This is a genomic window from Lysinibacillus sp. UGB7 (genome assembly GCF_049058285.1).
Taxonomy (GTDB): domain Bacteria; phylum Bacillota; class Bacilli; order Bacillales_A; family Planococcaceae; genus Lysinibacillus; species Lysinibacillus sphaericus_B.
This window is the reverse complement of record NZ_JBMGUV010000028.1, coordinates 14483-25886: the sequence shown is the minus strand read 5'-3', so window position 1 is coordinate 25886 and position 11404 is coordinate 14483. Positions and strand designations below refer to the sequence as shown.

9 protein-coding genes are annotated in these 11404 nt (G+C 38.9%); 5 read left to right on the top strand and 4 right to left on the bottom strand.

All coding sequences use genetic code 11. The features are described 5' to 3' along the window. Window positions 1-12 precede the first annotated feature (12 nt). Genes ACOMCU_RS20765 through ACOMCU_RS20750 form a run of 4 tightly spaced genes read left to right on the top strand, consistent with a single transcriptional unit; the run spans window position 13 to window position 5303 of the window. Window positions 13-1083: an ABC transporter ATP-binding protein gene (locus ACOMCU_RS20765; RefSeq protein WP_010857558.1), complete on the top strand. Its 1071-nt coding sequence runs from the start codon at window positions 13-15 to the stop codon at window positions 1081-1083. A 12-nt stretch (window positions 1084-1095) separates the two neighbouring features. After that, entirely contained in the window at window positions 1096-2817 is a 1722-nt protein-coding gene (locus ACOMCU_RS20760) for an ABC transporter permease (protein WP_010857557.1), read from the top strand. Between the two features lie 27 nt (window positions 2818-2844). Continuing rightward, window positions 2845-4359 (top strand): argininosuccinate lyase, encoded by a 1515-nt coding sequence (argH, locus tag ACOMCU_RS20755; protein ID WP_421051267.1) that lies wholly within the window; start codon window positions 2845-2847, stop codon window positions 4357-4359. Further along, complete coding sequence (locus tag ACOMCU_RS20750; protein WP_010857555.1) at window positions 4356-5303, top strand: N-acetylglucosamine kinase; 948 nt, start codon at window positions 4356-4358, stop codon at window positions 5301-5303. Before argH ends, ACOMCU_RS20750 begins: the two co-directional genes overlap by 4 nt. A gap of 41 nt (window positions 5304-5344) precedes the next feature. Here the strand turns inward: ACOMCU_RS20750 and ACOMCU_RS20745 are convergent, their stop codons facing one another. From ACOMCU_RS20745 to ACOMCU_RS20730, 4 genes are all read right to left on the bottom strand, one after another. Continuing rightward, window positions 5345-6652: a transglutaminase domain-containing protein gene (locus ACOMCU_RS20745; protein WP_421051287.1), complete on the bottom strand. Its 1308-nt coding sequence runs from the start codon at window positions 6650-6652 to the stop codon at window positions 5345-5347. A 128-nt stretch (window positions 6653-6780) separates the two neighbouring features. Then, window positions 6781-7935: a transglutaminase domain-containing protein gene (locus ACOMCU_RS20740; protein ID WP_421051266.1), complete on the bottom strand. Its 1155-nt coding sequence runs from the start codon at window positions 7933-7935 to the stop codon at window positions 6781-6783. Between the two features lie 269 nt (window positions 7936-8204). Further along, window positions 8205-8465 (bottom strand): metal-sensitive transcriptional regulator, encoded by a 261-nt coding sequence (locus ACOMCU_RS20735; protein WP_010857552.1) that lies wholly within the window; start codon window positions 8463-8465, stop codon window positions 8205-8207. A 92-nt stretch (window positions 8466-8557) separates the two neighbouring features. Further along, complete coding sequence (locus tag ACOMCU_RS20730) at window positions 8558-9265, bottom strand: glycosyltransferase family 2 protein (RefSeq protein ID WP_421051265.1); 708 nt, start codon at window positions 9263-9265, stop codon at window positions 8558-8560. 159 nt (window positions 9266-9424) lie between these two features. Here ACOMCU_RS20730 and ACOMCU_RS20725 point away from each other — a divergent pair, with 159 nt between their 5' ends. Further along, a complete protein-coding gene (locus ACOMCU_RS20725; RefSeq protein ID WP_421051264.1) occupies window positions 9425-11368 on the top strand; it encodes an SEL1-like repeat protein in 1944 nt (647 codons plus the stop codon). Window positions 11369-11404 lie beyond the last annotated feature (36 nt).

Genomic DNA, 11404 nt, shown 5'->3' with positions numbered 1-11404 from the left:
GGAGCATTTCATATGAAAAGTGTCAAAATAGAAGATGTCTCTAAGCAATTTGGTCAAGTGCAAGGCGTAAAGGATTTAAATCTTACGATTAAAGCTGGTGAATTTTTCACATTCCTTGGCCCTAGCGGCTGTGGAAAAACGACAACACTACGTATGATTGCTGGCTTTTATTACCCAACTGAAGGAAAAATTCTTTTCGATGAGCGAGACGTGACGTTACTTCAGCCAAATAAACGCAATATCGGTATGGTGTTTCAAAACTATGCCCTCTTTCCACATATGACCGTAGATGAAAATATTGCTTTTGGTTTACAAGTACGAAAGCTTTCGAAAACGGAGATTAAGCAAAAAGTTGATCGAATTCGAGGGCTTGTACACTTAGAACAATACGGTAAACGGAAAATCAATGAGTTATCTGGCGGTCAGCAGCAACGTGTTGCATTAGCACGAGCACTGGTAATTGAACCAGATATACTTTTACTGGATGAACCTTTGTCCAATTTAGATGCTAAATTACGCGAGGAAACACGTATTGAAATAAAACGGATACAAACAGAACTCGGTGTGACAACCATTTATGTAACGCATGATCAAATGGAAGCGATGTCCATGTCTGATCGTATTATGGTGATGGAAAATGGATACGTTAAGCAAATTGGAACACCACAGGAGATCTATAATCGTCCGCTAAACCGTTTTGTTGCTGATTTTATTGGTGAAACGAATCTAATCGAAGCTACGATAGAAGCCATGAATGGCGATGAAATACAGGCAAAAACTGTGAATGGGCTAGTTTTTACTGGGCGAAAGCAACACAGCTCCCCTACTTTAACGCATATGATTGGAGACAAAGTGTTTATTTCTATTCGTCCTGAATCCGTTAACCTCGGCCCTGGTGAAAACAAACTTATTGGTAAAATTTCATTTGTCGAATTTACTGGTGTAAGTGTGAATTACATTGTCGATTTTATAGACTTTTCACTAAAAGTCATGATTATAAATACGAACGATCAACTCAAGCAAATCGGTGAAGACATCACTTTGCATATTGCGCATGATGCACTGTACTTCTTAGGGGAATAGGAGGGAACCACTATGGAAAAACCACCTGTCGATTCTTATCAAGAAAGTGCATGGGCAAAACTAACCCAATCCAAATGGTTTGTGTATATTTTAATTTCGCCATTATTTTTAGTGCTGTTCGCCTATGTGGTTTATCCTTTCTATCAAACTTTTATGCAAAGCTTTTCTGGCGATGATGTGCTCTCTCATTATAAAAAATTTTTCAGTCTAGCAAGTCCTGCAAATCTCGAAGCACTGTGGACTAGTTTATATATATCAATCATCAGTGTTATATGCTGTGCAATTGTCGGTGTGACCATGGCCTTTTTGTTGGAACGCTATGATTTTCCAGGTAGACGTTTGCTCGCTATTTTAGTACTAGTGCCCATGGCTCTTCCCCCACTTGTAGGTGTACTTTCTTTTACATTTTTGTACGGGGATAGCGGTATTTTCCCACGTGCACTTCAGCATTTGTTCGGTCTGGAGCAAGTCCCATTTTCATTGAAAGGCATCTGGGGAGTTATCGTTGTACATACATTCACCATGTACACATACTTCTACTTAACCGCTTCCGCAGCTATTAAAGGATTAGATCCATCTTTAGAGGAAGCAGCTACTAGTTTGGGTGCTGGGCGTATTCGTGTATGGACAAAGGTTATTTTACCTATGTTGACGCCTTCGATTGTGGCCTCTGCGCTACTTGTATTTATGATTTCTATGGCATCCTATACAGCCCCATTAATGTTTGGCGTAGAACGTACGATGACGATGCAAATATACTTATCACGCACAAATGGAAATTTAGAGATGGCAGCTACTCAGTCCATGATTTTATCTTTTGTTTCAATCACATTTTTAATCATTATGCGTTGGTATCAAAACCGTCGCAATTATCAAAACTTGAGCAAGGGTATTAGCGTACATCGTTCTGAAGTGTCTTCAAAAGGGATGAAAATCTTTGCGACTATTGCTTCTTTTGTAGGTACATTAATATTAATTTTGCCTATTTTAGTGCTTATTTTAATTTCTTTTTCGGTCGATGGCGCTTGGAGAACACAAATCTTACCGACTGACTATACAATTGATCATTATCTTGCACTCTTTACGGATGAACGGACATGGCGACCGATTTGGAACTCTATTCAAATGGGTGTAGTTGCAACGCTCGGCAATATTATATTTGGGGTCGCAGCAGCCTATGCTATGGTCCGGTTGCATTTCAAAGGTAAAACGCTGCTAGATATTTTGATTATGATTCCTTGGGCATTACCTGGTACAGTTGTCGCCGTTAATCTAATTGCTGCCTTTAGTACAGAAAATATTTTCGCCTTTAATCAGGTCCTAATCGGCACATTTTGGATTTTACCATTAGCTTACTTTATCAGACATTTACCGCTAGTTTTCAGATCGACCTCAGCTTCTCTTGTGCAATTAGATCAGTCTATCGAAGAGGCATCCAGAAGTCTAGGTGCCACCTGGTTTTATACTTTTAGGCGTATCGTTATACCACTAACGTTTACTGGTATATTGGCAGGAACATTGCTAGCACTTGTCCAAAGCTTAGGCGAATTCGTAGCTTCAATTCTTATTTACAGTACTTCCACTATTCCACTGTCAGTCGCGATATTTCAAAAATTATATGCGTTCAAGTTTGGAACAGCCTGTGCATATGGCGTCTTACAAATTTGCTTAATTTTAATTGTTCTTATTATTTCTGAAAAGTTATCAAAAGGCAGTGCTGGCTCAGCCATTTAACTGCCAATCTATTAGGAGGCAATGGATATGTTTGAAGATTTCCGTAACAAAACGCAGCAAGAGGATGGGATGACTTTCCCTTCTAATATTTATCGTCAAATTGTCTTGCAGCCAGCTTATGACGAAGCAAAGAAAAATTTTTTAACCATTATGCTTCAGATTAATATTGCACATTTAAAAATGTTAGAAGAACAAGGACTCGTAAAAAAAGAAGAAGTACAACAAATTGGCATTGCACTAAAAAAACTAGATTTGAACTATTATCGTATAGAGGATTATAGCCCAAACTACGAAGATTTATTTTTCCGCATTGAAAATAAATTAATAGAGTTTGCTGGTGATGTTGCTGGGAATCTTCATATTGGTAGAAGCCGTAATGATATGGGTATCGCCATTTATCGCATGACATTACGGAAAAAATTATTAGAGCTTATGCGAGAGCTACTAACATTACGGGATGATTTAGTAGCCGCAGCTGAGGAGCATATCGATACCATAATGATTGGTTATACTCATACGCAGCAGGCACAGCCAACAACCTTCGCTCATTACTTAAAAGCTGTAATCGATCAACTTGGCCGCGACTTTGAACGTATGCAAAATGTCTACAAAACCGTCAATCGAAGCAGTATGGGTGCGGCAGCATTGACAACTACTGGCTTTAATATTAGTCGTGAGCGGATGCGAGACTTATTGGCATTTGACGAAATTATCGAAAATGCTTGGGATGCAGTCGCAGGAGCAGATTATATAGCTGAAGCTGCAAGTATTGTACAGCTCGCTGCTCTCAATCTTGGCCGTACATCTCAAGATTTTTTATTATGGGCGACACAGGAATTCAATGCATTTACACTAGCCAGCCCGTACGTACAAATTAGCTCCATTATGCCTCAAAAACGCAACCCTGTGTCGATTGAGCATACACGTTCCCTGCTATCAGCGGTTGTGGGTGATGCAAGTACGGTATTGCAAATGGTACATAATACACCGTTTGGTGATATCGTAGACACAGAGGATGATATGCAGCCCTATTTATGGCGTGCCATCGATCGTTTAGTCGGCATTTACAAATTATTTGGTTCCCTCGTTGTGACGATGGATGTAAACAAGAAAAAACTACGAAATCGTGCAGAAAATAGCTTTGCCAATGTAACCGAGCTTGCCGATACATTAGTACGCTCTGAAGGGATTTCCTTCCGTCAAGCACACAGCATTGTAAGTAAATGCATCAAAGTATTACTTGCTCATAATGAAGAATCACTTGCCAGCCTTACATGGGGGCTAGCCAATACACAATCCAAACTGGTAACAGGCAAACCTTTAACTATTTCCGAGGAAGATTTCTATCATACTTTAAAACCGGAGTTTTTCGTAGGCGTCCGAACATTGCTAGGAGGTCCCGCCCCCGAGACAATGCGAGCATCACTTGAACTATGCAAGGCTTCTGCTCACAGACTATATGAATGGATTCAACTAAAGGAAGCAACCATTGATCAGGCAGAAAAACAATTAGTCGTGTTTTTGGAGGAATGGAATCAATGAAGGATTGGTTACTAATTATTGATGGCGGAGCAACGAAAACGGCATGTGCAGTTGTGCATGCCGAATCCGGTGAGATTAAATACACGAAAACTGCTGGCGGATCCAACTACCAAGCGATTGGTACAGACTCTGCGACAGAGATTTTACAAGCATTATTAGTATTTGTACATGCATTTTTACAAGAACAAACTAACTCAAAAATTGCTGTAGCCACTTTTGCAATGGCAGGGATTGACTCTTCGAAGGACCAAGCCATAGTTAAAGCCATTGTTCAGCAAGTAATTACCACATCTCAGCTAGACATAGCGACGCTTATTATTGAAAATGATGCAGAAGCAACATTATTAGGTGTCACAGCTGGACAAACTGGTGCCTTGCTTATTGCTGGAACTGGTGCCATTGCATACGCATTCGATGGTAGGCGTATTGAAAGAGCTGGTGGTTGGGGGCATCGTGCTGGTGATGAAGGTAGTGGGTACTGGTTAGGTCAAGAGGTCATACGCACGATTTTCCGTATGGAAGACGGGCGTGGGGAGCCGACAATACTTAAAAGCAAAGTCTATAATTATCTACGTATTCAGGATGTTACGGAGCTTGCTGCATGGCTATTCCGCCCATCTTATACAAATGCTCAACTTGCAAAAATGGGCGCATTTTTAGCCGAAGCCGTTGCGAAAAACGATTCTTGTGCGATTCAAATCTCAATGAGAGCTGCTCATGAATTAGTGCTCCTGGCTTGTGCCGTGTTAAAAAAAATTAACTATCAAGGAGAAGCCATTAATTTTTATTGTAATGGTGGGGCCATTAAGCATAACCCCCTGATTTTAAAGACATTTTCTCAGGACATGACGTCGATGTATCCACAAATTCAGGTGTCCCTATGTCAGCAGCAACCCATTCATTATATTATTGAACGAACTAAAAGGGCATATGACAATAGATAATGTCATATGCCCTTTATCACTTCCGCTTGTACTGGATAAAGTTAAAGTGCCATTTTTTTCAGTTCATCAGTCATGAAGTATAAATAACCACCCTTCACGAATAAATCTTTTGTTTCTTCACGATTCAATACTTGTTCACCACTACCATCAGGGCGAATTTTCGATAAATATGCGCCATGTGAATAATTACTATAGTATAACCATCCATCCGCATAAACAATATATTGAGCTCGTGAGCTTGAAATACGCTTCGATTTACCGGTAGAAATATCGAGCACATACAGTTTATTGTCATCAGAGACATTGCTATAAAATAATTGCTGATCTACCTGTGCTGGAAAATCAATATCATGATAGTAGCTATAAATGGTACTTGTTGCTTTCGGATAATCGGCTACAATCCACGTATGATCTCGCGCCATTGTACGATCATCTACTAAAAAGTATTGGTATCGTACAGCACCCTTACGATCCGGCACTGGGTCGTTCCAAGTTGTATCGAGGTGATACCATTGGCTATCTAGTTTTACTAAGTTCCAAGCATGTCCTTCCTGACCAACATAGCCGATAATGTACTGTGTTTCAATACCGAGTTTTTGTAGCATTGAATGTGCTAATAACGCATAACCTTGGCAAACACCACCATGCTCAGCTAGTACCGTATATGCACTATGTGGACTTGCCTTCGTACTATCAGTATAAGCCGTGTTCGATACAATATAATCATTGACCGCCTTCACTTTTTCTACATCGGTCTTCGCGCTCTTACTAAGAGAGGCCACTATCTCCTGAACATTCATCTCTACATAAGCTGCTTGCTCAGGAGTCATTAAGTAACTTTGTTCTCCGTAAATCGTGGCTTGTTTTTTCCCGTATTCATAACGAATTGAGTGTTTACTAATATGGCCATACACATAATCATCCCGTTTAATGGCACTGTCATAGGCTTCCTCTACTAGCTGCTCTATACGCTGAGTACTGCCCTTATATTGAATTTCGAAAGTTGGTGAAAAACTACTGTAATAAGCATACATTGCATCTGCCAATTCTTTAGCATTCGTTACAACAAGCTTTGCTTCAGGTTTCAGCGCCGGTGCAGTCGTGGCTACTAACTCAGCTTCATCATTCCTGTCTTCTATTGGGGTGGCTGTTTCGATAGAGGCATCGTCTGAAAATTGTGCTGTGACATCAACGATTTTGTCCTTTGTGGCTAGAAGCATCGTTTGAATTTCATCGTTATTTGCCCATGTCATGACTTGTTGTACTGTCGCTTTACCAGCCGTATATATAGGATCAATAAAAATAACAATAATCAAAATAATGGCTAGTTTTTTCCACAAAATCCTCACCTCCAACCGTTTCCTACTTACATTATATACAAAAAAAGCACAAAGAACTCACTTGGAAGCTCTTTTGTGCTTAGAAATTATAAATGATATATAGAAATCTTTACTCAGTATCTTGTTATGTCTACCTATTAATTAATCTTCAACTTTTGCTCTTTTGCATTCACCTTGTAAACTAAATTATTATCTCTAATCTCTAAATCTGATATTGATTGCTTCACTAGCACGCCCGCTTTTAAGGTTTTTAAATTTAACTTTGTTAAGTAACCACCATTGCTATAGTCGCTATAATACAGGTTGTCGCCAACACCTGTTATATACAATGCACGCGTATCAATCACCTTTGTCTTCTTACCATTCGTTAAGTCGAGCTTATACAATTTATCATTATCTGCTGTATTACTAAAATACAGCGTGTTATTGATTTGATATGAATAATGTACATTTTGCATATAGTTATATGTTGTGCTCGTTGCTTCAGGATAATCTGAAGCAATCCAAGAATGGTCTTTCTTTAGTTGGGCATCTGTTACTAAGAAATAATCGTACGAAGATGCACCTACCCGGTTTGGTAATGGATCATTCCATGTAGTGTCTAAATGATACCACTTGCCATCAATTTTCACCATATTCCAGGCATGGCCTTGATTGCTGTTGACAAAGCCTACTACATACTCCGTTTCAATACCTGCTTGCGTTAACATTTTATATGCTAGTAACGCATAGCCTTGGCATACCGCTTGTCCTTCCATTAGTAATGCGTAAGCACTATGAGGACTTGCTTTCGTTTTATTGCCATATGCTGCATTCGATACAATGTAATCATTAACAGCCTTTACTTTTTGGAATTGTGTCATAGAAGGCTTTATAATCGTTTTTAATACTTGATCAACCTTCTTTTGTACAGCGGCTTCTTTTGTTTGATTCGTAAAATATTTCACTTTAAGTGTCACGTTACCCTCGGAGTCTGAAGTAATACTGACACCCTCCAAATGACCACTTGCATAGGTTGCCTGTTTCTGCGCTTGTTCTAATGACTGCATGATATGTTTATTGAAGTCAGCCATTGGCCCACTATATGTAACTTTAATTTCCGTAGAAAATTCATTCATTTGTTGTACTACTTCATTGATGAATTTATCCCAAGTAGTTACCTTTGAACTGGACATTACATTGGCAGCACTCTTAAGGGAAGTCTCGACTGTATGGTTTTCTGCATTTTGTGCGTATGCAGCAGTTGGGCTTAACATCAATAATGCTACACCACTTAGTAACCATTTTTTCATAATAAATTCTCCTTCCCTTTTATATATTATTCTCACAATAATTATAAAGGAAAAAGTAACTATAAATCTATCGTCCAAGGTCACTACTATGACTTTGAACTTTAATTTTATATTTATAAATACAGGTATTTACTATCATTATTTACTGAATTGATACTAAAATACAACTTTTTTTTGCACAAAATAAAAAACCCACCAATTACAGTGAGTTTTCTCCTTTTTCTTAACGATAGATGATTATTACAGCTAAACAAATGCATATTGAAATTTTAACGGCTTTTTACAACTAAATTTACAGCCTCTTGAATCACTTCATTCATTTTTTCCCCGTCACCTTCTGCATTTTGTACACATTCTAGAAGATTCGTACTGACTATTACACCAACTGTACGGTCTACAGCTGAACGTACTGCTGACAATTGCGTAATTACTGCCTTACAATCCTTTTCTTCTTCCATCATTTTCAAAATCCCACGTAGCTGACCTTCCATCCGCTTTACTCGATTTTTCACTTGATCTGAATATTCCACATTCATTACTCCTTTTTTTTATACTCGCTACGTTCCATTGAGTAATTATCATTGTTATCCTTACCCATTATTTCGAAAATACACCTGTAACGTTACTTTCGCCTTGGTTTTAAATAATTTAAAAACATATTTGTAATAACTGTACTTGCATTCGTGACTTCATCATACTGAATTACTGAGTTTTTCTTTAAGCGTAGCTGACCAATTTCTACTTCGAAAATTGGACATTTTCTTTTAAGTGCGGCTATCAGCATATTCGTATCATACTCAAAGCGATCACCTTTCACTTGCATTAGCCACGGCAACTCTTTTATCGATATGTAACGTAGGCCAGATTGTGTATCCATGAGCTTTCTATGAAAAAGCAATTCAAAAAACAAACTTGTTGCTCGATTACCCCAATAGGAGAGAAACGTACTATCGTACGAATGAAAATTGCGAACTCCTAGCACAATTCCTTCAGAAAATACCTTGGTCATCGTTAAAACTAGTTTCACATCTTGCAATGTATGCTGACCATGTGCACCTAGTGTTATAACACCTTGAAAACAGCCTTTTTGCGCCCAAGCATAAGCAAAGGCTGTTTTTAACGCACTACCTTTTCCTATATTCAATTCGTGTTGCAATACGCGGCAATTATCAATTGTGTTCAATTCTTCAAAAACACAGGCATATTTTTGATCACTGCCATCATTTACAATAATAATTTGTGTGATTTTAGTGGCTAATAGTTGATGTACATAGGTTACAAACGATTGTTGCGGATTATATGCTGGAATAATAGCTGCAATATTTTTCATCACTCAATCCCCCAAATGGCTATAAACTAACCCTTATATCAAATAGTATCATGTAACGAGGACAATTCAACTGATGAATCCATTTGAAAAACATCAATAACTCCACTATTTTCCCGATAAATGAAAAAAGAACTGTTTTTTCATTTATTGAAATAGGAGGTGAGTACTATCGTCATACAATATGAAATTCTACGTGAACAATGTAAAAAATTGCATGTATTGCCCCTCATTAATTTAACTAAAAATTTTCAAGATGCTAGTACGACTGCTGTAACAAAACCGGCTGTTTCCTTGCAAAAGTCACGCCTTGTACTTGAGGAAATTTTATATGAAATGTATAAGTTGGAAATGCATACTGAACCTAAGTCAAAAAGTATTCGAACATTCATGAATAATCGTGGTTTTATAGCAAAAATACACCCACGCCGTATTTATTTGCTCATGGATCTTGTCCGAAAAATGACCATTAATAGTAGCAATGCCCTTGTGGAAGCGAAAGCAGCAAAAATTGTTCTCGACTATGTCAGTGATATTGTAGAATGGTTTATCAATCGTTATGATCGTAGCTTTAAGGCTAATACATCCATACAAAAGAGCTCTAAATTTGAAGATATCATGCCCCCATTCGATATGAATATCCTCCGTCTGGAAGACCAACCGTGGGATGATTACGAACATGCCGCTAATTGGTTTGAATTAGCAGCAAGTGAAGGCAATGCAAGCGCACAATATAATTTGGGCGTCTTATACAATCATGGTCGTGGAGTAAAGAAAGACTATAAAATAGCGAAAATGTGGTATGAAAAAGCGGCGGCTCAGAAGGATGCAAGCGCTCTTTATAGCTTAGGCGTACTCTATCATTTAGGACAAGGTATATTACAAAATTATGGTGAAGCTGCTCGCCTTTATAAAGCAGCGGCCGATTTAGGCAATGCTGATGCACAGTACAATCTCGGTGTCCTTCACAATCAAGGATTGGGTATGCCTATTAATTTTTCCGAAGCGGCAAAGTGGTATATTTTAGCGGCCAACCAAGGCTACACAAGTGCTCAAAACAATCTCGGCTTTCTCTATCATAATGGCACGGGAGTCCCACAAAGCTATGAAGAGGCTATAGCCTGTTTTGAAATGGCAGCATCAGCTGGCGATGCAAGTGCACAGTACAATCTAGGCTATATGTATATAAAGGGACGTGGAATTGCACAAGATTTTCACGAAGCCGCAAGATGGTTCCACTTAGCGGCACTACAAGATCATACTAATGCTGAATTTCATTTGGCCATGCTATACAATGCAGGGCAGGGATTACAACAAGATACTGTCGAAGCGTTAAAATGGTTTAAACTTGCGGCCCATAAAGGACATATTAATGCGCAGTATTGCCTTGGTGTACTATATGAAAAAGAAAAAAATAGCACACGTGCTGAACAATGGTTACAACTCGCTGCCGATCAAGGGCACATTAGTGCCAGTTATGAACTTGGTCACCTTTATGTAAATCAACTTCAACAACCTGAAAATGCTTTACACTACTTTAAAATAGCAGCAGAAAAAGGCTATCCTGAGGCTCAATTTGAACTTGGTTTGTTGTATGCGACAGGTGTGGCTATCACGCGAAACTACATGGAAGCTGTTAAATGGTGGCGTGCTGCTACTGACCAATCACATATAAGCGCTGAATATCAGCTAGGGTTGTTATATGAGCAAGGACTAGGCATCACACAGGATTTAGATGAGGCACGACGTTGTTACCGACTCGCTGCGATACAAGGACACGCAGGAGCACAATATCAACTTGGTAATTTATATGACAAGGGGGTAGGTGTCGAGCAAGACTACACGGAAGCAGCAAAATGGATTGAACAGGCTGCAACCAAAGGTCATGCTAAAGCCCAATACCAGCTGGCTCAAATGCATAGTCATGGACAGGGCGTACCGAAGAATTTTGCAAAGGCTGCTCAGCTGTATCGACTGGCTGCCAATCAGGGTCACCAAAAAGCACAATTTCAGCTTGGTATGCTCTATAGAAAAGGTCAAGGCGTTGCACAGGATTATAGCGAGGCAACACGCTGGCTAAAAAAGTCGCTAGAATTATTACATTAATTAATGCAGGCATAATAGTGCCCAGATTTTCAATTG

Bases quoted from the DNA above. Each gene is read 5' to 3' on its own strand.
- ACOMCU_RS20765 (WP_010857558.1), top strand. From the start codon at position 13: ATGAAAAGTGTCAAAATAGAAGATGTCTCTAAGCAATTTGGTCAAGTG.
- ACOMCU_RS20760 (WP_010857557.1), top strand. From the start codon at position 1,096: ATGGAAAAACCACCTGTCGATTCTTATCAAGAAAGTGCATGGGCAAAA.
- argH (WP_421051267.1), top strand. From the start codon at position 2,845: ATGTTTGAAGATTTCCGTAACAAAACGCAGCAAGAGGATGGGATGACT.
- ACOMCU_RS20750 (WP_010857555.1), top strand. From the start codon at position 4,356: ATGAAGGATTGGTTACTAATTATTGATGGCGGAGCAACGAAAACGGCA.
- ACOMCU_RS20740 (WP_421051266.1), bottom strand. From the start codon at position 7,935: ATGAAAAAATGGTTACTAAGTGGTGTAGCATTATTGATGTTAAGCCCA.
- ACOMCU_RS20730 (WP_421051265.1), bottom strand. From the start codon at position 9,265: ATGAAAAATATTGCAGCTATTATTCCAGCATATAATCCGCAACAATCG.